This window comes from Alloacidobacterium sp. (assembly GCF_035631355.1).
Taxonomy (GTDB): domain Bacteria; phylum Acidobacteriota; class Terriglobia; order Terriglobales; family Acidobacteriaceae; genus Alloacidobacterium.
The window spans coordinates 1-26,008 of record NZ_DASQIX010000055.1 but is presented as its reverse complement, the minus strand read 5'-3'; the positions used below and the strand labels follow the sequence as shown (position 1 = coordinate 26,008).

General features: G+C 55.8%; 17 protein-coding genes and 1 tRNA gene. 13 read left to right on the top strand and 5 right to left on the bottom strand.

The window, feature by feature from the left end; genetic code table 11:
• A partial coding sequence (locus tag VEV40_RS09770; protein ID WP_324831980.1) for an FG-GAP-like repeat-containing protein occupies window positions 1-2,803 on the bottom strand: 2,803 nt, incomplete at its 3' end.
• A gap of 199 nt (window positions 2,804-3,002) precedes the next feature.
• Here VEV40_RS09770 and VEV40_RS09765 point away from each other — a divergent pair.
• Genes VEV40_RS09765 through VEV40_RS09755 form a run of 3 tightly spaced genes read left to right on the top strand, consistent with a single transcriptional unit; the run spans window position 3,003 to window position 6,854 of the window.
• Window positions 3,003-4,325 carry an asparagine synthase-related protein gene (locus VEV40_RS09765; RefSeq protein ID WP_324831978.1) on the top strand — a complete coding sequence of 441 codons (1,323 nt, stop codon included), beginning with the start codon at window positions 3,003-3,005 and terminating at the stop codon, window positions 4,323-4,325.
• Window positions 4,326-4,327: 2 nt separating this feature from the next.
• Window positions 4,328-5,305, top strand: coding sequence for a hypothetical protein (locus VEV40_RS09760; RefSeq protein WP_324831977.1), 978 nt, complete (start codon window positions 4,328-4,330; stop codon window positions 5,303-5,305).
• A complete protein-coding gene (locus tag VEV40_RS09755; protein ID WP_324831976.1) occupies window positions 5,268-6,854 on the top strand; it encodes an NAD(P)/FAD-dependent oxidoreductase in 1,587 nt (528 codons plus the stop codon). The genes VEV40_RS09760 and VEV40_RS09755 overlap by 38 nt, the downstream gene beginning before the upstream one ends.
• A 118-nt stretch (window positions 6,855-6,972) precedes the next feature.
• Here the strand turns inward: VEV40_RS09755 and VEV40_RS09750 are convergent, their stop codons facing one another.
• From VEV40_RS09750 to VEV40_RS09735, 4 genes are read right to left on the bottom strand one after another with little or no spacing between them, the layout of a single operon-like run.
• Complete coding sequence (locus VEV40_RS09750; protein WP_324831975.1) at window positions 6,973-8,781, bottom strand: CRTAC1 family protein; 1,809 nt, start codon at window positions 8,779-8,781, stop codon at window positions 6,973-6,975.
• A 33-nt stretch (window positions 8,782-8,814) separates the two neighbouring features.
• A complete protein-coding gene (locus VEV40_RS09745; protein WP_324831974.1) occupies window positions 8,815-9,672 on the bottom strand; it encodes a hypothetical protein in 858 nt (285 codons plus the stop codon).
• Window positions 9,669-11,465, bottom strand: a complete 1,797-nt coding sequence (locus VEV40_RS09740; RefSeq protein ID WP_324831973.1) for a CRTAC1 family protein — start codon at window positions 11,463-11,465, stop codon at window positions 9,669-9,671. Before VEV40_RS09740 ends, VEV40_RS09745 begins: the two co-directional genes overlap by 4 nt.
• A complete protein-coding gene (locus tag VEV40_RS09735; RefSeq protein ID WP_324831972.1) occupies window positions 11,462-14,983 on the bottom strand; it encodes an FG-GAP-like repeat-containing protein in 3,522 nt (1,173 codons plus the stop codon). Before VEV40_RS09735 ends, VEV40_RS09740 begins: the two co-directional genes overlap by 4 nt.
• A gap of 296 nt (window positions 14,984-15,279) precedes the next feature.
• Here VEV40_RS09735 and VEV40_RS09730 point away from each other — a divergent pair, with 296 nt between their 5' ends.
• From VEV40_RS09730 to VEV40_RS09685, 10 genes are all read left to right on the top strand, one after another.
• On the top strand, window positions 15,280-16,113 hold the full coding sequence (locus tag VEV40_RS09730) for a hypothetical protein (protein WP_324831970.1): 834 nt from the start codon (window positions 15,280-15,282) through the stop codon (window positions 16,111-16,113).
• A 154-nt stretch (window positions 16,114-16,267) separates the two neighbouring features.
• Window positions 16,268-17,065 carry an ABC transporter permease gene (locus tag VEV40_RS09725; RefSeq protein ID WP_324831969.1) on the top strand — a complete coding sequence of 266 codons (798 nt, stop codon included), beginning with the start codon at window positions 16,268-16,270 and terminating at the stop codon, window positions 17,063-17,065.
• A 2-nt stretch (window positions 17,066-17,067) separates the two neighbouring features.
• Complete coding sequence (locus tag VEV40_RS09720) at window positions 17,068-17,853, top strand: ABC transporter ATP-binding protein (RefSeq protein WP_324831968.1); 786 nt, start codon at window positions 17,068-17,070, stop codon at window positions 17,851-17,853.
• Entirely contained in the window at window positions 17,850-18,632 is a 783-nt protein-coding gene (locus tag VEV40_RS09715) for an ABC transporter permease (protein WP_324831967.1), read from the top strand. Before VEV40_RS09720 ends, VEV40_RS09715 begins: the two co-directional genes overlap by 4 nt.
• Window positions 18,622-19,680, top strand: coding sequence for an ABC transporter substrate-binding protein (locus VEV40_RS09710; protein ID WP_324831965.1), 1,059 nt, complete (start codon window positions 18,622-18,624; stop codon window positions 19,678-19,680). The genes VEV40_RS09715 and VEV40_RS09710 overlap by 11 nt, the downstream gene beginning before the upstream one ends.
• A gap of 10 nt (window positions 19,681-19,690) precedes the next feature.
• On the top strand, window positions 19,691-19,996 hold the full coding sequence (locus tag VEV40_RS09705; protein ID WP_324831963.1) for a heavy-metal-associated domain-containing protein: 306 nt from the start codon (window positions 19,691-19,693) through the stop codon (window positions 19,994-19,996).
• A 52-nt stretch (window positions 19,997-20,048) separates the two neighbouring features.
• Window positions 20,049-20,822: a DUF169 domain-containing protein gene (locus tag VEV40_RS09700; protein WP_324831962.1), complete on the top strand. Its 774-nt coding sequence runs from the start codon at window positions 20,049-20,051 to the stop codon at window positions 20,820-20,822.
• A gap of 54 nt (window positions 20,823-20,876) precedes the next feature.
• Entirely contained in the window at window positions 20,877-22,151 is a 1,275-nt protein-coding gene (locus tag VEV40_RS09695; RefSeq protein ID WP_324831961.1) for a tagaturonate epimerase family protein, read from the top strand.
• A 57-nt stretch (window positions 22,152-22,208) separates the two neighbouring features.
• Complete coding sequence (locus VEV40_RS09690) at window positions 22,209-24,770, top strand: TIM-barrel domain-containing protein (protein ID WP_324831959.1); 2,562 nt, start codon at window positions 22,209-22,211, stop codon at window positions 24,768-24,770.
• A gap of 143 nt (window positions 24,771-24,913) precedes the next feature.
• Window positions 24,914-24,990 (top strand) — tRNA-Asp (locus VEV40_RS09685).
• Window positions 24,991-26,008 lie beyond the last annotated feature (1,018 nt).

Below are 26,008 nucleotides of genomic sequence, written 5' to 3'. Positions count from 1 at the left end.
TGATGCGGATGTGGCGCGCGCCCTGCGGCAGCTTCCCGGTCAGATCGACCACGATGGTTCGTGGAAGCCCTGCGGGGAATCCCATGTCGTCGATGATGCGCTTCCAGCTTCCATTCGGCATTTGCGCTTCGACGAACGGCGAGATGGGCTGCAAGCCTGCCTGCCATGCGGCATACATGGAACTGGCGCTGAAGTACTCGATGAATCCGCGCATGAAGAGGCGCAGAGGATTCTGCGGCGACCAGTCACCAAGATCAAGCGTGAGCGTGTGCATGTTGGCATAGCCCGCATACTTGAGATTGGTGAAGTCGCGGACGTATTTGTGGTCACGCTTTGCCAGGAGGGGCAGAACGTCGCGGCCCTGGTTGTCCCATGCTCCGTTCAAAGTTCGCGTTTGCGGAGAAGCTACGACGGTCGCTCCGGAAGCAAAGGGCGGCTCGTTCAGGAAGCGCTCGTCCGGATAGACTTCAGTGTTTGCAGGATGATCGACGGCCACGAGCCGCAGCTGGTCGATGTAGTTGATTTCTTCCATCGGCTCGCCGAAGCGGAGGCTCATGTAGCCGTTGCGAGGTTTCAACTGAGAACCATCGACCTTGATCCATTCGTCCGGGTCGGCATTGTTTGTTGAAGTGGGAGAGACCCAGTGACCGACAACCGCTGCGCCGATCACATCGGAAACGAACTGGTATTTGCTGCCATCCCATGCGAACAGCACGGGGCATGAACTTCCGCGGCGGTCAAGTTCTTGCAACGCGGCAGGCTTGTTGGCGGCAACATCAAGCTCATCTTGTGGAACGCCTGTCGGCCACAAGAGGCGGACTACGTCTGCGCTATCGGACTGGCCAAGGCCCGCAAGAATCTCCGTTGAACCCTGACTTAAATATCCGCTGCCACCGGCCACTTCAAATTTCTGTACATGGCCGTTAGAGAAAACTTCAACCTTTGTGCCGATGGCCGATTTGTTGTCCGCGAGTCCGGTGAGATCGATCTTGAGGGCATGATTTTTGTTCCCGCCTTCGTTGCGCAGCACCAACGGCGGAGCGTTCAACTGCGTGACGATGAGATCGGCGGCGTCATCTCCGTCAATATCAGCAGCGATCACGGAACGAGGATTGACGATCTTCAGATTGTTCAGTCCGACCGCATTGCTGACATCTTCAAAGCCCTCAGGTCCGCGATTGCGCCACACGTGCAGTTCCGGGCCGTTTGCGGTTTCAACCACTGCAGCGAGATCGATCCAGCCGTCATTATCAATGTCGATGGCAGTCACTCCCCAGGCTGCTGTGATGCCGGTAGTGGGCAGCGGCACGCGCTCGAAGCGCTTGCCATCCACATTTTTCCACAGGCTGATTCCCGGCGCCCCAGCGTGGGTAACGGCAACGTCCATCCAGCCGTCTTTATTGAAGTCGAAGACATACACGCCCAGCGTCGGCGCTAGTCCTGTATCGGAATACAGCGGCACCTGCTTGAAGGCGCCTTCGCGCTGATTCTCGTAAATCGTTGGCGCGCTTCCCGCGCCGGTCACAACCAGGTCTATCGCACGGTCGTTGTTGATATCGGAAAGTGTGGCGCCTGTCGTGTTCGCCGTTCCGGCGAGTCCGGTTGGACCCGTCCATTCCGTAAATGTGGAATCGCCGTTGTTGCGCCATAAGACGCTTGGGCCTTTGCCGGATGCAAGCGGAGAGCCGGTCACGAAAAGATCGAGATCGCCGTCGTGGTCGAAATCGATGAATGTCAGTCCGGCCGGATGGTTTAACTGCTCGATTCCGACGGTCTTTGTCACATCGGCAAACTTGCCCTGCCCAAGATTATGAAACAATATGACGCGGTCGCTTAGGGCGACGGCCAGATCGGGCTTGCCGTCGTTGTCATAGTCGCCGACGGCGCAGGAAATTCCCTGCCCTGATACGGAAAGCCCGGTATGCTGCGCGGAGATCTCTTCAAGCGCACCACTCGGCAATGGTCGATAGATGCGAACGGCTGCATCGCCCGCACTCATGACAACGATGTCCTTTTCACCCTTGCCTTCTACGTCGAGAATGCACGCACCACCGCTAACCGCATCTTTTCCGGTAGTAGAACCGCCCGCAGCAGTTGTTGGCGTATTCTGAGCTACGAATTTCAAGGGGATCATTGGTCCGGCTGGCTGTAGCGGAGCGAGCATGTCTTCAACTGTGGCGTTGTGGCCTTGTTCGCCATAGGTCACAGTCAGAGGCGTGCCGATTTTTGTCTGCGTAATTTTCTGGAAGCGCTTCAGATGTTCCCGTGCTTCGGCTGTTTTCCCAGAGCGCTGCAGCGCGCTCGCCAGCCCAAACTCGGCGGAGGCGTGCAGTGGATTTCGCTGCAAGGCAGCCTCGAATTGCTTGATCGCGTTGTCATAATTCTTCAGATTGAGGTATAGAGAGCCGAGATAGTAGTAGCTGTCTGCGTCATTCGGATCGATTTTGATAGCGCGCTGGAAATCGTCGATCGCGAGCGAAGGATTGTCGCCGGTGAAATGCGTCAGGCCCAGGCTGTACCAGACGCGCACATTGTTCGGATCCATGGAGGCGGCTTGCTTCAAGGCCGCTTCGGCTTCGGTCAGCTTGCGGAGATAGAGTTGCGCGATGCCTTCATTCAGAACCGGCACGGCCGATGACGGGTCCATCTTGCGCGCTTCCTGAAACTTCGCCAGCGCTTTTTCGAGCAACTGCTGGTTCATCAGCGCGACACCTGCATTGTTTACGCGCGCTGCAGAGATGGAGTCGTTTGACGTGTTCGGCGGTAAAGCACCGGCTTTCAAACAGAGAAGAAGAACAGCCATCAGGCAGGTGAGCATGAATGGGGCACGGGAAGCGCACTTTAGGGCTGATATGTTTTGAACAACGCGGATTCGCATGGACGCAACTGATTATAGAGGACGCTGCGCGACTCTCGACGGCTGAATATGAGGCGCTGACGCAACTTCCGGTCTGCGCGAAAGAGCGTACACTGGTTGCAATTCAGTCCATTTAGAGGAACGCGTGCTGCAGCAATACGTCGAACGAGTTGTTGATCTCAGAGAGCCGGAAGCCAACCAGATTTACAATCTTACTTTGGAAGAGGCGGAGCGACTGCTGCTGGAACAGCCTGCGGATGCGATCCGCAGCATCGAAGGGTCGTTTGCACTGCTCGCGCGCGCGGGCAAGACAGTAAAGATGGCGCGGTCGCTCGACCGGCCCATGCGCTACTTTCTCGCCAAGCGGCGGGAAGGCCCGGTCCTGATTGTGGCCGCGCGCATCGATACGATTTACAACTGGCTGAGGAGCGAAGGACTGGACGGGCAATTTCATCCCAGCTATACGCGCATGGTTCCCGCGCATCACGTCGTTGAAATTCAACTGGTCGGCTGCCCCGATCCTGATCCGGTTTATACGCGCTTCTTTACGCCTGAACTTGGTACTCTGCCGCCGGATCTGGACAAGCTTGGAGAAGCATACATCGCGGCGCTTGCCGAAGAAATTTCGCAATGGCTCGAACGCGTCCCCGTGAATGAGCCGCTTGGCGTGTGCTTTTCTGGCGGCATCGATAGCGGAAGCGTATTTCTTACGGCTTATCAGGTCATGCGGAAGCGCGGCATGAACCTGGGCCGTCTGAAAGCATTTGTTCTGAATCTCGGCAACGGCCCTGATGTGCAGCAGGCGCGCGCCTTTCTGAATACGCTCGATCTTGGGTTGTTTCTTGAAACCATCGAAACGGATGGTTCCGCGCTCGACGCACAGGAGACGATCCGCATTGTGGAAGACTACAAGCCGCTCGACATCGAGTCGGCAACAATGGCGATAGCGCTCTGCCGCGGCATTCGCAGGCGCTATCCTGACTGGCGCTATCTGCTGGACGGCGACGGAGGTGACGAGAACCTGAAGGATTATCCCATTGAAGAAAACCCTGAACTGACCATTCGCAGCGTGGTGCATAACCGAATGCTGTATCAGGAAGGCTGGGGAGTGGGGAAAATCAAGCATTCGCTGACCTACAGCGGCGGCCTGAGCCGGTCCTACACGCGCACCTATGCTCCCGCTCACCACTTTGGATTTTTGGGATTCAGTCCCTATACGCGGACAAGTGTTGTCGCTGTTGCGGAAGCGATTCCCTTCATCGAGCTGACAGGCTACAGTGTCCAGCGGCTCTATGAACTAAAGGGCGAAATCGTTTCGCGCGGAATCGAAAAGCTGACAGGTATGAAGATGCCTGTCTTCCATAAGCGCCGCTTCCAGCATGGAGCTTTGCCTGAAGATGCGCTGCGCCGGAAGATGCCCTTCCGCGAGGCGGAATATCGCAGGCAGTTCCTCTCGCTCTATCAGTAAAGATGCCTTCGACATTACTCTATCCAACGCAAGCTGCGGAACGCGATAAGTGGATCTTGTCACAGCGCCCTGAGCGCAATGTGGTCGACCCGCGGCGTCCCTATGCCTTTTTTGTCGAGGAAGAACTCTCGGCTGCGGGAGAAGTCGTGTCTGTGGCCACGGTATTCCTGACCAACCGCGAGTGCGCGTGGCGCTGCCTGATGTGCGACCTGTGGCGCAACACGTTGACAGAAACTGTACCTGCCGGCGCCATTCCAGAACAAATTGATTACGCATTATCGCGGCTTCCGCCTGCGCGGCAAATCAAGCTCTACAACAGCGGCAGTTTTTTTGATCCGAAAGCTATTCCGGCAGAAGATTATCCTGCGATTGCAGCCCGCGTATGCTCGTTTGAGCGGACCATTGTTGAGTGCCATCCTGCGCTGGTTGGCGATGTGTGCCTGAAATTTCGAGATATGCTCTCGAACCAACTGGAAGTTGCGATGGGACTCGAAATAGCGCATCCGGAAATTCTGGAGCGTTTGAATAAACGGATGACGCTCGACCAGTTTTCCTCGGCGGCTAATTTTCTGCTAGCCAATGGGATCGACCTGCGGGTGTTCATCCTTGTTCAACCTCCGTTCATTGCGCCTTCAGAATCGCTTTATTGGGCGCAGCGCTCGCTTGATTTTGCGTTCGATTGCAGGGCAACTGCGGCAACGCTGATTCCGACGCGCGGCGGCAATGGTGCGATGGAAGCATCGTCGCTGTCAGGAGAGTTCGTACCGCCTCGGCTCGAAGTTATTGGAGCAGCGGCGGAGTACGGTGTTGGATTGAATAGAGGCCGGGTCTTCGTCGATCTCTGGGATGTGCCTGTCAGTCCAGGCGATTGTGCGGAATGCCGCGATCAGCGTGTCGCGCGGTTGCGTGGAATGAATTTGACGCAGAGTATTCCGCCTCGCGTTGTGTGCGAGCATTGCGAAGGCTGCATTGAGTCCTAAATACGATATCGCCATTGTTGGATCGGGTTTCGCGGGATCCCTCATGGCCATGATTGTTCGGCGATTAGGGCACTCAGTCATCCTGCTGGAACGCAGCAGGCATCCACGTTTCATGATTGGCGAGTCGTCCACGCCGTTGTCAAACCTTCTGCTCGAGGATTTAGCCACTCGCTATGATCTGCCGGCTGTAAGGCTATTGGCGAAGTGGGGGAGTTGGCAGAGGAACCATCCGGAAATTGCCTGCGGACTGAAGCGGGGCTTTACCTTCTATCACCACAAGCTGGGGCAGCAAGATGCACCTGATCCTGGGCGAAAGAACCAGCTTCTTGTAGCGGCAAGTCCTCATGACAGAATCTCCGATACGCATTGGTTTCGCGCTGACTTCGATGCGTATCTGGTTCAGCAGGCTCAGTGTCTCGGCGTCGAATACATTGACGAAGTCAAGCTGGATCATGTGACGGAAAGTGCGGATGGGGTCATCCTGGTAGGAACGCAGGACCGCCAGCCTGTTTCCATCCGCGCTGGATTCGTTATTGACGCGACCGGGCCCCGCGGATTTCTTCATCGCGCGCTGCATCTGGCGGAAGAGGAATTTCCAAATTACCCAGCCACGCAGGCGCTCTATAGCCATTTCTCAGGAGTGAGGCGGCTGGATGAAATTGAACCACCGCAGGAATTTCCTCCATATCCGGTCGATGATGCTGCCGTCCATCATGTTTTTGATGGTGGCTGGATATGGGTGCTGCGCTTCAACAACGGCATCACCAGCGCAGGAGTCGCGGCCACGGACACGCTTGCTGCTGAGTTGCACTTTTCAGATGGAGCAGATGCCTGGGAGCGGTTGCTTGGGCTACTGCCTACGCTTGGAGAGCAATTTGCCGGGGTGAGAACTAAGAGGCCGTTTACCCATGTGCCGCGGCTGTCATTTCTGAGCGGCGTGATTTGTGGAGATCGATGGGCGCTGCTTCCCTCGGCAGCCGGGTTTATAGACCCTCTGCTCTCGACCGGATTTCCACTCACGCTCCTGGGCGTCAGCAGACTCGCCAATATTCTTGAGAATGACTGGCATTCGCCGAACTTCGATGCGGGTTTGCAAGAGTACGCCAAGCAAACCCGGAATGAGTTGCACGCTACATCCCGTCTGATTGCCGGCCTCTATGCAAACATGAACAACTTTCCCGTCTTTTCTGCTCTGTCACTGCTTTACTTTGCCGCGGCCAGTTTTTCTGAGACCGCGCGGCGATTGAAGAAGCCGCATCTCGCGCCGTCGTTTCTGCTGCACGACCATCCTGTCTTCGGGCCTGCATGTCGAAAGCTGCTGGAACGCTCGCACTATTTAAAGACAGAGCAGGACGCTGCAAGCCTGATTGCGGATGTTCGTCACTTTATAGAACCGCTGGATGTGGCTGGGCTTTGCCGAACGGACCGGCGCAATTGGTATCCAGTCGATGCGAAAGACCTGTTCGCGTCGGCAGCAAAGCTCGGAGTGGGCAGGGAGGAGATGGCGCTGATGCTTGAGAGTTGCGGCTTTTATGCACGAGTGCAGTGAATAAGAAGTTCGTTATAAATTCTTAAGCATGTGCGATCTTGCCAACTCAAAGAAGAAGCAGATCCTTCCGCTTCACTTCGTTCAGCGTCAGGATGACAACATTCCTATTACGCTGGGTCTAATGACCAAATACAATCGGCTGCGCTGAAACCATTCCTTTGCCTTCTTCTAGCGTGATGAACTGGTTCGGCTTGATATTGGCGATGGACTCTTTTTTCCCGCTCGGCCAGACAATTTCCAGGCTTACCGTTTTATCTCCGTCAGGCTTTCCTAGACCGAAGGTCAACGGCAATTCACTTTGCGATAGATAGCTTGACCCATCCTTGACCATGCCGAAGAGTCGCAGGCCCTTGCTCGTTCTCACGGTAACTTTCGCGCCGATGCCGTCGCGGTTTGATTTCGCGCCGATCGCTTTTACTTTCAGGAGGTCGTTCTGGTTTCCGTTGTCATTGCGCAGGAGCTTGGCAGGCCCGTTGTTGGTGGATATGACCAGATCGAGGTCGCCGTCGTTGTCGTAATCGAGATATGCTGCGCCGCGGCCTACGATGGGCTGACGCAACGCTGTTCCGACTTTGTCTGTTACGTCTTCAAACTTTCTGTTGCCCTTGTTGTGGAAGAGCAACGGAGGTTCCGCATAGTGAAGCGTTGGCGTCACCACGCTCACATCGTCGGCGACGTGGCCGTTTGCGGCGAAGATGTCCGGCAATCCATCGAGATCATAGTCGAGGAAGAACGTGCTGAAGGTTAGCGAACTGAGAGAGGCCGGACCGATGCCGTCCGTCATGGCATTGTCTGTAAACAGGCCGGAGCCGTCATTCTTGTAGAGCGCCATGCCCTCATTGGCGAAGTTGCCGATAACCAGGCCCTGATGGCCAGACAGGTCGTAGTCGGCGGCGTCAGCGCCCATGCCGGCGCGCGCCTTGCCTGCATCGCTGAAGGCGACGCCGGTCGAGAATGCTTCGTCAGTGAACGTGCCGTTGTGGTTGTTGTGATAGAGCTTGTTCGGCTGCGTATCGTTGGCAACAAACAGATCGAGCCAGCCGTCGTTGTCGTAGTCAAGTAGGGCCACTCCCAGCGACTTGCTGGTTGGATCGTAGAGGCCGGCCTTTTTGGTCACATCTTCAAACTTGCCATTGCCGAGATTGTGATAGAGGGTCGCGCTCTGGCCCTTGTACAATTCCGGCGTGCAGTAGGATTTGTGTTTCCCGTCCAGCGTGCAGTATTGGTCGGTCGCAGGCGACCATTCGACGTAATGCCCTACATACAGATCCAGCTTGCCGTCGTTGTCGTAGTCGAACCAGACCGCGCCGGTTGAAAAGCCGCGGTCGCCTACGCCTGCTTTGGCCGTCACATCAGCGAACTTGCCGTTGCCGAGGTTGCGGAAAAGATGATTACCATCGAGCGCGGTGATGTAGATGTCGTCAAAGCCGTCGTTGTCGTAGTCAGCAGCGGCGCAGCCCAGTCCGTACATCTCGATTTCGAGACCGGCCCGGCGGGTCACGTCGGTAAATGTGCCGTCTTTGTTGTTGTGGTACAGGGCAAGATATGACTTGCTCGTCTCATGTTCGGTCCAGTCTTTGGAATTGACGAAGAGAATGTCCTGCCAGCCATCGTTGTCGTAGTCGAGCACGCATACGCCGCTGCCCATCGTCTCCGGCAGATATTTCTTGCCGAATGCTCCACTGTTGTGCCGGAAGTGAATGCCCGCCTGAGTTGTCACATCGGTGAATCGAATGGGGCCTGACGGGCGCAAGGGTGTGGCTTCTTCCGGATTTGCATTCGCTTCAGGATTTGCGGTGGAGACAGGCTGGTCAGCAGGAGCGGGCTTCTCTGGCGGTGGCGTGGCTGATGGTGTCCGCTTACAGCCTGGAATGAGGAGCAATGCAATAAATGCTAAGAAGCAGGCAGTCCGCAAGCGCACCAACATGAATGAGAATTCCTTTTCTAATTTGTGCCCGATCTACGCTGGTGCCGGCGTGGCGACAGTCGCGCGCCGCGAGTTGAGCCACATCTCAATAAGCATTGCGATTGGCCCGACGACGAAGAGCGCATACAGTGGCGCATAGATACTCTGATCGAGTCGCATGAAGAATTCAACCAGCGCCACGCAGAATGCCACGATGCTTTGCCCCAGCTTTGAGCGGACCGTTGTCTTTGGATCGGTAATCATGAAGAAGATAAAGAGCTGGTACTCAGGGCCAGTGGCTGGTGATATTTCAGACTGCCACGGATCTCCAGTGATCCATGCGCGGATGAGCGCCAGCACAACGAATGAGACGACATAGACGGCACAGATGTGAAAGCGGCGCAATCGCCAGATGATGACAGATCCCAATGCCCAGATCACCAGCATCGCCCAGAGATTATTGCCCCACTGAATGCTCAATCCGGCGACTGCTTCTGACGCGAGAAAGAGCATCACGCAGATGCCAAAGTTCGACGGGTTCCAGATATGCCGGCCTTTGACGCGCAGAACATATTTTGAAGTGATGGCGAGCAGGCTGCACAGCGCGTACGGCCAGAATGCAGGCGAGCGGAGCAGGATGCCGACGCTGATGCCGGTAATGTAGGCGCTGGCCAGATGCGGCCACTTGTGGAAGAAGATACGTCCCAGAATAAGCTCCGCAACCATGGCCGTGCCGATGGCGAGCAGTGTCTTCGTGTAGCTTTCCAGAATGCCGAATGAGAGATGTCCGGCGAGCAGAATGAGCGTGATGAAAACCGGAGGAACGAAGCGGTTGTCCAGACTCAACCACCGCTTCCAGCGGTCCGTTTTGCCTGCGGGTGGCGCGGTCGTGGTGATGGCTGGCTGGCTCATGCTGGTTCCTCAATCTTATAGATTTTGTCGGGCGTAAGACCATTCAGCATTTGCACCTTGCCCGAAGGCCAGCGAATCACCACTTTCTCAATCTGCGGATTCTTGCCCAGCCCGAAATGGATACGGCGATCGTTCTCCGCGGCGAAACCACAGCCGCCGGATACTTCCTGGATCTGCTCCTGCCCGTTCCAGTAGAGCGCTACCTGTGCGCCGATGGCGCTGCGATTGCTCTTTGTTCCCTCCAGCGCGAACTCAATCCACTTGTTGTCTGGCGTCACGATGTTTTTGTAGACCAGCAACGGTCCGCGCTGGTGCGCAACCACTACATCGAGTGCGCCATTGTTCCACAGATCGACGAGTGCGACTGCGCGTCCATCGTGCGTGTCCGTGACTCCCACCGCCTGGGCCACGTCCACGAACTTCCCTGCGCCATCGTTGATCCACACATGCTTCTGCTGATAGCCCGACAGGCTACGCCCATCCATCGCGGGCCAGTCTTTGGCGTCTCCAATAATTGAGGCGTTGCCGCCCGCGATCTTAGAAAAGTCATACCAGTAATTCCGCTTGCGGTCGAGCGAGACATAGCCGTTTGTCAAAAAGAGATCGATGTTGCCGTCATTATTCAGATCTCCAAACTGCGCGCCGAAGCTCCAGCCGCCAAGCTCAACACCCATGTCGCGCGCCAGGTTTTCGAACTTGAGGTCATTGCCGGATGTGCCTTCTTTCGGCACCCACAGATTGTTTCCCTGGATCAACACGCCGTCTTCTGAAATGTTCGAGACATAAACAGAGTAGCGGCCTTGGTTGAAAATGTCGCCAAAGGCAACATTCATGCCGCTCTTGGGTGCGAAGCCCACACCGGTCTGCTCGCCTGCTTCGTGGAAACGCTTGCCGTCGTTCAGGTACAGTTCGGATACGCCATAGTCGTTGGCTATGAAGAGATCGGGATGCCCGGTACCGCGCAGATCAGCCGCACCTGCAGCCAGTGCCCATCGTCGGCTTACAATGCCAACCTTCGCACTGACTTCTTCAAACTTACCGTTGCCCAGATTGTGAAAGAGATATTTCCGTCCGCCGTTTTTAGCGTATTCAAAGCTGTCCGGCATCATCTCGGTTGACTTGAGGTGCCACAAGTCAACGTTTTCCGGGTAGTAGCCGCCGACGAAGAGATCGAGCAACCCATCGCCATCGTAATCAAACCAGACGGCGGTGTTGGCATTGATCCATGGCGGCAATTCCGCCTGCTCACTTACACGGGTAAAACCGTGGCCATGTTCATTGTGAAACAGCTCAGGACGCCCCCACTTGATCAGGAACAGATCTTCATAGCCATCGTTGTCGTAGTCGCCCCACACAGCGCCCATAGAAACGCCTGTGCCCGGCTGGTTCACGTCGGCAATGCCCATTTCCTCGCCAACATCTTTGAAGGTGCCGTCGTGCATGTTGCGATAAAGATGGTTCTTGCTGCCCTCTTTGCTGTTGGTCACATAGATGTCTGGCCAGCCATCGCGATCAAAATCAACGATGGAAACCGAAGCGCCCATGGACGCCACTTCCGGCATGATGTGCGCCAGTTTGGGGTCGAGTGTCGGTCCCTGATGGACAAAATCAATGCCTGCCGCGTGAGAGACTTCTTTGAGATAAAAGCCGTGGCGGGCGAGCGCGGCGCTCTCATCGAGCGTCGTTGCTGATGCCTTACGCGCAGATGAGATGCGCTTGATCACGATGGGAGTCAGCAACAGGCAGCCGAAAAAAATTGCAATCAGTATTCGTGCGATGGGTACGCGCTTCATTTTGCTGCGCTGCTCCTCAATGCGTTGTCAAACATGTCCGGCGTAACGTAGCGCGTTTGATACGTCTGCCAATCGTTGGTGTGGTGTTGATATACCCAGTCGTCTTCCAGCTTGCCCGGTGTCGTGTCGTACTCGGTCCGAGCGTGGTAGGGATAGGGCAATACAGTTTTGGAATCCGTTGAGTTGTAGTCGCCGTCCTTGATCCAGCCATCGCCTGCGATCACATAGTCGCGCACCCATCCCGCGGGCGGTGCCGGAGGGGCGGCAAAGCGCAGCGCCAGCTCGTCGCCTGCGTTCATGATGACGTAGCGGTCGTCGATGCCTGCCAGCAGCGGACGGACATCGCCATAGCGCGTGTAGTAACCGGCAAGGTCGCGCCAGATTTGTGCCGTTGCCATTAGATGGTTATAGTCCGGAATCTCAGGCGATGAGGCGTTGGCCTGATGAATGACCGAGTACCCGCGGTAGTGCAGATCAGCGGTAGCCGGGGCCAGCCGCGTGATTCTCAGTTGCGCATCCGGAAGGCCCTTCGCCCACTGAATTGCGTCCCAGTAGATTTCGAGATTCGTGCGCAGGCGCACTTTGCGCGGTGTTCCGGGAACGAAGACATTCGTCAGATCGATAAGACATACTTTATTGCGTCCGGCGGGGAAGCCGAGATTTGGCTTCGCCACTTTCCAGCCGCCGTGTCCATCGGGAATCTCAAGACTCAGCGGACGTGGGGCTTCATGATGCCCCTGGCTCATTGCAATGTTGATCGATGAATCGGATGGATGCAGCCAGCCGCGCGCAACCAGCCACAGCGGCCCTGTCGTCGGCGCATCTTTGCCCAAGTCAATCTCGACATAGTGATCGCGCGTTATTCCCTGATACTGCCCACGGCCGAATGTGTCGAGATACTTTCCGTCGAGTGCACTCAGAATGTCTGTCACGTCCTGTCCGTTGTCATCGACTGCGCGCGCGATGGCCTGCGGCTCTGCGACAGCCGTCACAGCGAGCTTCACCGGAGGCACGGCATAGCGCTCATCAGTGAATATCTCTGTGCCTGCGGGATGATCGACCGTCATCAGCGAGAGGTAGTCGTAGTAGTAGGTCTCCCACAACTCGCCTGTGATGCGCAGGTCGTAATAGCCATCGCGTGGCACAAGCTGATTGCGTCCAATTTTGTACCACTCCTGCGTGGCTTCAATCCGCGCAGGGCCAAGTGCGTTAATACGCAGACCAATGGCCGATCCCCACGGCACAGTGTCCTTCACAAACTCCATCTGCTTGCCGTTATAGGCGAACAGGAATGGGCACGATCCTTTCAGCCGCTGCTCGGTCACAATCTGCTGGTCAGCTTTGAGGGCAAATTCCGCACGCACCGAGCCGTTGGGCCAGACGATGCGCGCCACATCCACTTCCGTCTGATTACCGAGACCGAAATGCAACTCTGGACTGCTGATCGGCTGTTTCTGCACGAGCAGCCCGGAACGAATCTCGATATCACCACCGATGCCGTATGAGTTGATGCGCTGGTCGCCGGTAGCCTGCCGTGCGCGGGGACGGATGGTCTGCCAGTGATAAGTTTTCGTTCCGTGATTTATGCCTTCCTGCGCTGCGCTATCGGCAGAAATCTCCAGCAGATCGAGCCGCCCATTGCCCTGTAGATCAGCCGCACCAAAAATCTTGGCTGTAGCTGCAGGCTTGTTCATCTGCACAAATTTTCCTTGCTCGTCCTGAAGCCAGATAAGAGCGCTCTGCGCCGAATCAACTGAAGAAAGCAGCAGATCGAAAGCGCCGTTATTGTCCAGGTCGCCGGCATGCAGACGGACTTCATGCGCCAGATAGTTCGCGGCATCCGGCACATTCGCAATGACGGCCTGTGTCCAGCTTTTGCCGTCTTCTGATTCAGAGAGCGAAACAATCGCGCCGTCTCCGCGAACGGCAAGCAATGCGAGCACGCCATTGCGATTCACATCGGCGACGGCAATCGCCTTGACGGTGGAGAAACCAGACACGTCCTGCTCGTGGAACCTGCCTGAACGGTCGTTGATGAAAACATGCAGCTGACCCGAGCCGTCGATCAATGCTGCGTCGGGATTGCCGTCACCATTCAGATCAGCCCACACAAACTGCCGTATGCCGGAAATGCCGGCGAAAGGATGAATCGGCTGGAATGTGCCGTCACCGTTGTTTCGTAAAGCTGTGGGTAAGCCATCTTTTTCGCCGAGGACGATGTCGAGATCGCCGTCAGCTTCAATGTCCACCGCCCATGCTCCTGTGTAGGAACCATCAATAATCGGACGAGACAACTTCGTCTGCGCGGTTATATCAGTGAAAGCTTCAGGATTGTCCTGACGCATGAAGCGCAGGCCGCCAGCGCCTGCCAGCACCATATCGGTCTTGAAGTCGTAGTTGAAATCGACTGGGAGAATTCCTTCAGGCGTCGGCGTCACATTCGCCGGACCACCCGGAAACGAAAAAGTCGCACCTGTTGAAAGACGCACATCGTGCGCGTTCGCAACTGCTACTGTCGGCGCCCCGGAACCATTCAGTGAAATGGCTTCGATCCAGTCCCACTTCTCTGCCGGCAGATTCGCTACCGGCTGTGCCGCGAATGTCATGGCCTCGTCAGCGGAAGCAGGCTTGAAATCAGGAGAGGCCAGCCGCAAAAAATGCGTAAACGGAATTGCCTCTTCGCCCGGCTGTGGCTTGATCTCCGACAGGCTGGCGCGAAATTCCGGGACCTGCATCAGCACGTTTCGCAGAAATATAGACCGCGTGGCTGCCGTCTTTGGCTCAGGTCCTCCGGCGGCCGCCTGCAAGGCTGTCAACTGTTGTTTCACGTCTGCCGGCCACGCGCCTGATTGCGCCGCGATCTTCTCTACAGTAGCGTGCAGTGTCGCCGCATCTCCGCGTTTCGCCGAAATACGGCTTAGTTCGAGCAGCGCGGCAAGATTATTTGGCTGGATAGTGAGAATCTGCTGCATCAGCTTCTCGAAATCGGTGTCGCTGTTTTCATCACCCTGACGCTCGACTTCCGATGCAAGCTGATAGACAGCACGCAGATTCGCAGGGTTCAGTTTGATCGCTTGTCGCAGATCAGCAATCGCCTTGACGGAGTTACCACGGTCGCCCTCCAGCAAGCCAAGCAGATAGTAGATGCGGTCATTCTTCGGAGCAAGCTCGCGCGCCTTGTCCAGCCGCTGCGCCGCCGTATCAAAACTGCGCTGGCGGAGGGCCAGAATGCCCCAGTTGGCCCACGATGCAGGCTCTCCCGGAACCATCTGCGATGCCTTTCCCAGATACCTGTCGGCGCGAACATCGTCGCCGACCTGCAGCGCAGCCAGGCCCACATAAAACGTGGAGATGAAATCGGAATAAGCCTTTGCAGATGGGTCGGGCAGACTGGAGCGGCATCCTGCTGAAAGACACCCCAGGACAGCCAGAGTACAGGCAAATGACTTTCCCCACCGTCTGCTGGATCTTAAATTTTTTTCGCGCTGTGCCCGGCCGCTTGGTTTCCTGGTTCTCATGCAATCTTTTATTGTGGAGGCTTTATTGAACATATCGCAACGGAGTCCAGGACAGAAGGCGGTAGCCGACACCCGTCATTCCTCAGAAAAACTCGCGCGTGCACCAGAGAAGGCAATACCAATCTAGTCAAACCGGCATTAAACTGTCTTCGATGGATTGTCTGGTATTTCCATCCATCTAAAGGTTGAGAGGCCCTCAGTTGCGAATACTGGCGAATACATCGCCAGTTAGAAACAAAACTCAATCGCGGGTTGGTTGACCGCCTGGGTGGTTTCCGTGAATTCTTGCAGAACTTATGCTTAGGAAACTTATTCAGCTTTGCCTTATGGCAATCGCACTACCCTTGTGCGCTCAAGACAACTTCTTTGAGAAGTGGGAGGCGCGCGCTTCGAAGACGCAGTCTCAACAGCCTTCGTGGTCGGTTCCGCTGGTCGCGCCGTATCCGATGCTGGTCCAGGTGTTCCGCGCGGACTTCGTTCGCCAGATCACACCTTCACGCACTGCGACATGGAATTACGGCTTCAGCCGTGGGCTCAATCTCATTCCCGGCTTCAACAGCGAATTCGATTTCTACTATCCGCCGTATATCCAGCACAATTCACCTACAGCCAAAGACGGCTTTGGCGACGTCGGCTTCCTCTACAAGTACCGCATTCTCTCGGCGAACGAGAAGCGCGGAAACTACATGTTGAGCGCACAAGTGAACGCGACCATTCCGACAGGCAGCTACAGCAACGGCAGCACTGACGCATCAGTCAATCCCGCCCTTCTCGCCGGCAAAGGTTTCGGCAGGTTTGATGTCATTTCCACGCTGGGTGGAACATTACCCACCGAAAACACCGCCACGCTGGGCCGTTCCATCGCCTGGAATACCATTGGTCAGTATCATCTGGGGAAGTATTTATGGCCGGAAGTTGAGTCGAATGCGACCTGGTTTTATGGCGGGAAGAACGATGGGAAAATGCAGAACTTTCTGACACCCGGTCTGACAACCAGCAGATTCAAATTCCATCCGGGTGATGCTAAAAGTCGTACTGGCATTGCCGTCGGAGCGGGAATGCAGATTGCCTCGTCTCACTTTCACACGTTTAACCATGGGTTGGTCTTCTCCGCCCGGTTTATCTTCTGACGCATTTTTGCGCCGCAGGACGCCTTTAGGTTTGGTTTTCAACTCAATCTTTTGGCCGAGGCGCAATACCGGAATGCGCAGCTAAGATCATCAAGATTAAAAATCGACACTTCAGTGTTGCACCTATCGTCGTGTTTCTCAGGCTGGGAATGTCATGAGCTCAACAAAAGAGCGAGCCGCAAGAAAACATATTACGAATGCCGGAACCGCTTTGCGTCCGCTCGTCTTTATCTTCGCGCTGTTGGTTCTCTGGGAGTTTGCGGCGCGGCATCAGCCTGCACACCTGCTTCCCGGCCCATGGGAAACTGCCGGGGGAATCGCAGATCTGGTGCGCCATAATCTGCTGTTGAAGTATATAGTCGCTTCGCTCTTTCGCGTGACGTGGGGTTTTGTGCTGGCGGCGGTTCTGGCGATTCCTTTGGGGTTAGCCATCGGCTGGTATCGCCGCGCGGAGATGGCGTTTAACCCAATCATTCAGATTCTTCGCCCCATTTCACCGCTCGCCTGGATTCCGATTGCCATTCTCTGGTTCGGCGTGGGCGATCTCGCCGCGATTTTCCTCATTTTCATTGGATCGTTTCTGCCGTTGCTGGTAACGGCTGCCAACGCGGCCCGGAATGTCCCTGACGTGCATGTGAACACGGGCCGCAATTTCGGTCTGGGCCCGGCGCGCCTTTTGTATCAGGTGCTCTATCCAGCAGTGATTCCTCAGTTGATTGTCGGCTTGCGGATCACCCTCGGCGTCGCCTGGCTTGTAGTAGTTGCCGCTGAGATGATCGCGGTAAATTCCGGCCTCGGTTTCCTGATCATCGACGCGCGTAACGCCGGCAATCGCTATGACCTTGTGGTTGCGGGCATGGTGATTATCGGAGTGATTGGTTTTCTGCTCGACGTGGGAATGCGCTCTCTCGAAAGAGTGAAGTCGTTCCGCTGGGGCTATTCGGAGGATTAACGGTGCTGGTCAAGGAAAGTATTGCGATTCCCGCGCTCAAAACAAAGCTCGCCGTCGAAAATGTCAGCGTGACATTCAAGCGGGACGGCAAGAACATGCCCGTGCTGGAAAACATCAACCTTGAAGTCAGAGACGGAGAATTTATCTGCCTGCTTGGACCATCAGGATGCGGAAAAACAACACTGCTGAACGCGATGGCTGGATTTCTTTCTCCTACCAGCGGCGAAATACAAGTTGATGGCGAAGCAGTGCGCGGGCCCGATTCGCGTCGCATTTTTGTCTTCCAGGAACGAGGAGTCTTTCCCTGGCTTACAGTTGAGGGCAACATCGGCTTCGGCCTTTTCAAATTGCCTCGTGTCGAACGAGAGCGCCGAATCGCGCACTACATCAAAATGGTGGGACTCGATGGCTTTGAGAAGGCATATCCGCACGAGCTTTCCGGCGGCATGAAGCAACGTCTTGAAGTTGCCCGCGCCCTAGCCGTCGATCCCGACATGCTCTTCCTTGACGAACCCTTTGGCGCGCTTGATTCCATCACTCGCCTGGTGATGCGCGGCGAGTTGCTTCGCATTTGGGAAGCCGAACGCAAGACGATCATCTTCGTCACGCATGACATTGACGAGGCTGTACAGCTCGCCGACCGCGTGGTGGTTATGAGCGCGCGTCCGGCCACCATTCAGCAAATCGTAGAGATCGATGTGCCGCACCCGCGCGACATCAGCTCACCGCATTATCTGGAGTTGCGCGACGGCATCTTCAGGCAGATTGGATTGGCGCATCAGATATGATTTCCCTCGCTGAACCGCGCAAATGGGAGAAGCTGTTCTGGCCAATTTTGACGCTGGGCCTGTTCCTGGCACTCTGGCACGCTTCTGTCATCTGGACGGCAACCAAAGTCTTTCCCTCACCGCGCGAAGTAGAAAAAGGGATGGCCGAGTTGCTGCGCCACCACGTTCTCTGGGGCGACATCTGGGATTCGCTGCGTCGCGTCGCCATTGGTTTCAGCACTGCCGCGCTCCTCGGCATACCGTTTGGACTCGCACTGGGGTGGTATCCGGCGGCGAACCAGGTCGTGAATCCGGTCATGCAGATCATGCGCCCCATCAGCCCGATCGCATGGATTCCAGTTTCTATCATTCTCTTTGGCGTTGGTGATAATGCTGCCATTTTCCTCATTTTTCTCGGCTCGTTCTTCCCCATCGTCGTGGCCTGCATTAATGGCGTCTCCAATGTGCCGTCTGTCTATCGGCGCTCCGGACGTAATTTCGGACTGACCGCTCCGCAGCTCCTTAGAAGAGTGATTTTTCCAGCCGCACTTCCCCAGATCCTCGTCGGCCTGCGCATCGCGCTCGGCATTGCATGGCTGGTGGTGGTCGCAGCGGAAATGATTGCCGTCGATTCCGGCCTCGGATATCTGATTATCGACTCCCGCAATTCAGGGAAAAGGTATGACCTGGTTGTTGCCGCCATCCTGCTGATTGGCGCTATTGGGCTTGTGCTGGATTTTGGTTTTCGCCGCCTTGAAAAGCTGAAGCCCGTCCGCTGGGGGTTCCGTAATGAGTCTTAAGAACAAGGTCATGGCCTTCACGATCGGATGGCTCGTGCTCATCACCGGCCTCCACGCATGGCTGAATATCAACTGGGGCGCGGTCCTCAATGACTTTCGTCCGCCCGACAAACGCAAAGTAGTCGTGGCCTATGTCCCCGTGACCTGCCAGCTCACCTGCCCCGTAACTGACTACATCTCGAAGTTCTCAGAGAACGGCGAGATTTTCCTGCCGCGCATGTTCCAGGGTTTTCCTGAAATCAAGGAAGCGCTCATCTCGAACAAAGTGCAGGCGGCGTTCCTCGTTGCGCCGCTGGCGATCGCCCTCGTTGCGCAGGGGGTTCCCATCAAGGTTGTCTATCTCGGACACCGTTATGGCAGCGCTCTGGTTGTCCGCAAGAATGGGCCAGTCAAGAATTTCACCGATCTCAAGGGCCGCACTGTCGCTATTCCGAGCCGATTTTCCGATGAACGCCTGATCCTCTTCCGCGCCATGAAGGTGTGGGGCATGAAGCCGGGAGACATCAAGATGGTCGAAATGGCTCCGCCCGATGTCTCCGGCGCACTCGCCGCCGGCGCCATCGATGGCTTCGTGATGGGCGAGCCGTTCCCGTCGCAGGCGGAAATGGCAGGCTATGGCCGCGTTCTTTTTCAGGCGCGCGAATACTGGCCCGACTATATGTCGTGCATTCTGGTTGTGCGGCAAGATCTCATCGACAAGCGGCCCGAAGCCGTGCAAGTCCTGGTGGACGGCATTGCCCGTTCCGGCATGTGGCTCGACAAAGGCAAGCCCTACCGTGAAGATGCGGCCGATTTCGTGGGCCGTTATTACTACAATCAGAAGCCCGCGCTGCTGCGCTGGGCGCTCACCAAGCCACTGGACAGGGTTGTGTACAGTCAGCTTGCGCCGCGCAAAGCGGACTTTGACATGGTGCGCGATCTGATGATTGAAACCGGTGTTCTGAACAAGAAAATCGACTTCTCGGCATATACGGATACGCGCTTCTCCGACAAAGCGAGCATTCAAACCGCATGGAAATATGATCCTGGCCTCGGTGCGGCCAAATGAGAGGAACAGCATGCTACGCAGACGATTTATTCAATTTATGACTGTGGCTGGAGCAGGTGGGCTGGCAACGCTCGGCACGCTTGAAGCAGGTGATGTCAAAACTGTCACATACAAGATCAAGGGATTCACCTGCATTACCTGCGCTGTCGGCCTCGAAACGCTACTGCGTCAGCAGAAAGGCGTGGTGTGGGCCAAGGCCAGCTATCCCGACGCCACTGCGACCATCCGGTATCAACCGGCAACCGTCTCTGAAGGAAAGCTAAAAGCTTATATCGCTGAGATGGGTTTCACTGCGGAGCAGACGCATCAAGACTAGTCACTACATTCGGCAGGCGCACATTAGAGAAAACGATCAAGTCAGGAGCAAAATGAACAGCGCATCATCGGACGTTAACTATGCTGAGATTGCACACACTCTCGGGCTTTGTCTCGATCTCCATCAGTCTCCAATCGCCATCAGCTTCGCGGATTCTATCCCCACCGGCGTAGCGCACTATGCTGGCCGCGCTCCGGCGGGATGCCGCTTCTGGCAGGATGCTGCAACAGCCGCCTTCGCGACTTCCTCCACCGATCACGAACTATGCGCGATAGGCGTCTATACTCATCATCTGCAAACGTCTCCGGCGCAGCAGACAGACCTCGTGGATGCGCTGAAAGTCTTCGGTCAACTGGACTATGTTCGCGAAGAGGACCTTGCCCAGATTCCCGTTCTCGAAAAGCAGCCGAAGCACGTCATTTATGCTCCGCTGGCCGACACTCCTCTACCCCCGGACGTGGTTCTTCTCTTCGTGAACGCCAGACAAACCCTCATCCTCTCAGAAGCGGCGCAACAGGTTGAACGCCAGAATGCTCCGGCGATGGGGCGTCCCGCGTGCGCCGTAGTACCGCAGGTGATGAATACAGGACGCGCCGCTCTGAGTCTTGGCTGCTGTGGAGCCCGCGCTTATCTTGATGTCCTCACTGACAGTGTTGCTATTTTCGCTATCCCAGGCGCAAAGCTGGAAGCCTATGTGCGGCGAATCGAAGCTCTGGCAAAAGCCAATTCCGTGCTCTCGCGGTTCCATGAAATCCGCCGTCGCGATGTTGGCGCCGGACTCGCTCCAACTATTCAGGATTCCTTGCGGGCGATGGAATCCGCATAAAGAGCCGAGGCACTGCGTGATACAGTGGTCATACCACTCGGATCGGAGCAGACCATGGGCCGCAGCGTTGCATTGCCGAAGTATTCATTAGGCGTGGGAGACCGTTTTGCGCACCAGGCAAAAGCACAGCTTATGGCCTGTGTCCAGGCTGCCGAGGCCGGGATCGAAGTTGTTCCTGTCTGGAATAAATCCAACCGTGAGCACACAATCATCGGCTCCGAGCCTTCGTCGACACGCGCCGCAGCCGATGCAGCGGTCAAAGACCTCCATTGGACAAAGCCTTACTTCTGCGATGCCGACCACATTGGTCTAACCACTGTAGACCGATACCTGCCTGCCTGCGATTTCTACACCATCGACGTCGCCGACTTCATCGGCAAAGCTGCGGACCCGTCATCTGTGGATGCCTTCGTGAAATCGCATCCTGAGTTGCTGGGCGGAATCAAAATTGACGGCATCGACCAGCCGCTGACCATCCAGCCTGAGCTCCTGCAACAGACAGCCCGCAAATTTTTGACTGCGATTCAACAAGCCGCAGCCATCTACAGGAAGATAGAGTCGAGCAAGGTGCAGGGCACATTTATTACTGAAGTCTCCATGGACGAGACTGACTCTCCGCAGACACCCGCAGAGATTCTTATCATTCTCGCCGCCGCGGCTGACGAACACATTCCTCTTCAGACCATTGCGCCGAAATTTAGTGGACGGTTCAACAAAGGCGTGGATTATGCGGGAGATGCCACGCAATTTGAAAAGGAATTTGCCCTCGATGTGGCTGCCATCGCCCACGCGGTAAAGCATTACGACCTGCCGCAGAACCTGAAGCTCAGCGTTCATTCCGGGAGTGACAAGTTTTCTATTTATGCCCCCCTTCATCGCACTATGCTGAAGTTCGATGCAGGAGTGCATCTTAAAACCGCGGGCACTACATGGCTGGAAGAGTTGATTGGGCTGGCCGAAGCAGGCGGCGAAGGGCTAGCACTGGCGAAAGAGATTTACGCGCAGGCTTACGATCATCGCGAAGAATTGTGCGCTCCATATGCCGCCGTTATCGACATTGATCCGGCAAAGCTCCCGTCTCCGCAGGAGGTATCCGGATGGACTTCGCAGCAATACACCTCGGCCCTTCGCCATAACCCTGCGTCGCCGGACTACAACAGCAGTCTGCGCCAGCTTCTCCATGTCGGGTTCAAAATCGCTGCAAAAATGGGCAGCCGGTATCTAGATCTGCTGCAGGCGAACGAGGCCGTTGTTGCCCGCAATGTGACAGAAAACCTCTATCAGCGCCATATTGCTCCTGTCTTTCTCGGAAAGCCTTTGCACGTCTAAAGTCTGTCCACGCGAACAGCCTGTCCCAAGTATCATTAAGCTCATTCAGGAGTCTTGATGCGACGGCTTTGTTCTCTATTTACTTTTTCGGCCTTGACTCTGCTTCTAAGCCAGGCGACGTTTCCTCTTCGCGCGCAAAACGCCGCACTTAAAAGCGATTGCCTTCTTCTCGACCGCATGACGGCTTTCACAGCCTTGCCAAACGGTATCGAGGTACGCGATGGCGAAGCCAGCGAGACCATTACTGCTCTACGCGAAGATTTGCTGCGTATTCGTGTTTCGCGCACAAGCGTATTGCCGGAAGACGCCTCATGGGCGGTTCTCGTGGACGCGCGTCACAGTTCAATTTCCGTCAAACCGGAAAACACCGCCAATCACGTCGGCTTTCACACCAATTCCCTGCGTGTTGAGATCGACAGGCAGAATCTGGCGCTGACCGTCAGTGATCTCAACGGTAACGTACTTCAGCAAGATGCACGCCCGCTTCGTTTCGACGGCGACTCGTTCCGAATTTCCAAAGCCATGAGCGAGGACGAACACTTCTTCGGCCTCGGCGACAAGACCGGCCCTCTCGACCGCCGCGATGAAGCCTTCACGCTCTGGAACACCGATGCGTATCGCTTCCAGGAATCGACTGACCCTATCTACAAAAGCATTCCCTTCTTTATCAGCTATCGAGCAGGCCGCGCGGTCGGCGTCCTGATGGACAACACCTGGCGCAGCAGCTTCGATTTCGGCAAGGAGTCAGCAGGCGTCTACTCGTTTGGCGCTGCCGACGGCCCTATCGACTACTACCTGCTCTATGGCCCTTCGCCAAAGCAGGTTGTCGAAGCGTACGCATGGCTCACGGGCAAGCCGCCGCTGCCGCCCATGTGGATGCTCGGCTTCCAGCAGTCGCGATACAGCTACTATCCGCAATCGCGTGTGCTAGAAATCGCCAATCGCCTTCGCACCGACCACATTCCCGCAGACGCCATCTATCTCGACATCGACTATCAGTACAAAAACCGACCCTTCACCATCGATCGCGAGCGCTTTCCCGATTTCCCCGGAATGATCGCCAAGCTCAAGGCCGAGAACTTCCACGTCGTTGCCATTACAGATCTGCACATCGCCAACATCCCAAATCAGAACTATGCACCGTATGACAGCGGCATTGCCGGCGACCACTTTGTAAAGAATCCTGATGGCTCCGTCTATACCGGCATCGTTTGGCCCGGTCCCAGCGTCTTCCCCGACTTCACGCAGCAACAAACGCGCGCGTGGTGGGGCACACTCTATCGAGACTTCCAACACATGGGCGTTGCCGGCTTTTGGAATGACATGAATGAGCCATCTGTCTTCAATGGCCCAGATAAGACCATGCCGCTCGATGTTGTCCATCGCATCGATGAGCCGGGATTCAAGACTCGCACAGCCACGCATGCCGAGATTCACAACGTCTACGGTATGGAAAATTCGCGCGCAACATTTGAAGGGCTGCTGAAGCTCGATCCCAATATGCGCCCCTTCGTGCTCACTCGCGCCACCTACGCAGGCGGCCAGAGATATGCGACTACCTGGACCGGAGACAACAGCAGCAGTTGGAACCATCTGCGCATGACAACATCGATGCTAGAAAACCTCGGCCTCAGCGGATTCGCCTTCAGTGGCGCGGACGTGGGCGGGTTCGCGGGCACGCCTTCAACCGAGCTGCTGACGAAGTGGCTTGAGGTCGCAGCGTTCCAGCCCATTGACCGCGACCACACCGAGAAGGGCTCCGCCGATCAGGAACCCTGGGTCGGCGGCACGGAACAGGAGTCTATCAGACGGCGATTTATCGAAGAGCGCTATCGTTTGCTGCCCTATCTCTACACGGTTGCCGAAGAAACTTCCCGCACTGGATTGCCGATGGTGCGTCCGCTGTTTCTCGAATTTCCAGATGCCACACCCGATCATCATCCCATCGATATCGACGGAGATGCGGCAGGAGAATTTCTTCTCGGCCCTGACCTTCTGATTGCGCCGCCGCACTGGCCCGGCGAACTGGAAGCCTACACGGTGGAGTTCCCTTCGCCCATCTGGTATGACTACTGGACGGGAAAAAAGATTCCCAGACCTGCGCCAGTCCAAGCAGCAGATTCTCCTCAACCCGTGAATATCGCGGCACAGCCGCCTCTTACAATTCAAGTCCAGCCTGAATTGGCGACGCTTCCTGTTTATGCTCGCGGCGGCTCGATTGTGCCCATCGAGCCGTTGGTACAGAGCGTCTATCAGAAACCTGACGGGCCGTTGACCCTGCGTGTCTACACACCCGATGCTGGATCCTCCGCCCCATGCGAAGGCACACTTTACCTTGATGATGGCAAGACCTATTCCTATCAACACGGGGACTATCTGCGGATGAAATTCACCTGCCAGCTTTCAAATGGCGGCTTCAGCCTTCATATTGCCGCGCCTGAAGGCTCATACCCGGCATGGTGGAAGGAAATTCAGGTGGAGCTTTTTGGCTGGGCTCCTAAACAAGCTCAGGTTTCACTCAACGGAACAGCGCAGCACTTGTCCATGAAACACATGGCCGCCGCGACTGCGTTCACGATTCCATACGATGGCAAAGAAGTGGAAATAGCTCTGAAATAAGTAGATACATTTGTTCTTCGCTTTAGAGCGTTTTGATAATGGGCCGTATCGGCAGTTAGATAGTCTCACGTTTCTTTCAACAAGCTACAACCGGCAACGAGCGGTGAATACACCTTCATCTGCTACAATGAGTATATAGTCTTGGGGACGTAGTTCAGTTGGTTAGAATGCTGCCCTGTCACGGCAGAGGTCGCGGGTTCGAGCCCCGTCGTCCCCGCCATAAACCTTAATAGATAAAAGGTTTAGGCTTATCGAAATGTGACATCTTCCCATTCACACTACACAACGGTACGAAAACTTCTAAACTGTATCCAAGTCAAGTCAGACATGATTCTGGAACTTAGCACGGGCCAACTTTCGGTAAGTGCATTGTTGATTATGCACTCATCGAGCAGGTGCGACCTACATGCGCAGCGTCTCAATCAGCGCTGAGAGGGCCCGCGGGCTGTTGCCGTCGGCTTGGATAGTAGAGAAAGAAGCCTGGAAAGGGTTGACACCAGTTCTCCAGCACGAACCCCGGCAAGGTATTCGATCTGGCTCTTCCGCTCGAGCAGGTAGCGGAAGGATGTCGTGCAATGGATGAGCGCCGTGGAATCAAAGTATTCTTGCACCCCTAAAGATGGAAATCCGAAGCAGAGCGATACGGCGTACAAATCGTTTCTCGGTGCCGGCGACACGGAAAATGTTGCCGTAGATGCGCATTGCTCTCACATCTCTCAACAAGTCAGGTCTGAAGCTCCACCTGCATCCTGTTCAGCCAGTTCCAGTGCCCAGCCATGCGCCAACCCACCCTGACTCCAAAACCGGAACCATCACGGTGCCTGCTTGACGACGGCGGTATTTGTAAGCGAAAGTGAATAATTCTCCCGAGATGAATCAGCCTGCCTGAACCGCCGCCATAACCCACAGCTCAGACGGGCCTGCCTCTTCAAGCCAACCCGATAACCACGGGCCGCAGGAATAGTTGAGACGAATCAGGCAGACTGCAAGCAGCCCAAGTTAGCTCGCAGCCCAGGCACTTTAACTTCAATCGTAAGTGCTCCCCAAGGACGGTGGCGCAAATTGACGTTATGTCGTCTGCATTGCAGAGGAGCTAATATCACCCGTTAGGCTTCTACAAAAATCTGATGTGATGGCTCAACATGGAAAATGAAGGTTCATTTGCGATGCGTCCGAATCGGGATGGGAGCTTCGACAGCATCTGCCTGAGGTGTTTCCAGACTGTAGGAACTGCTTCA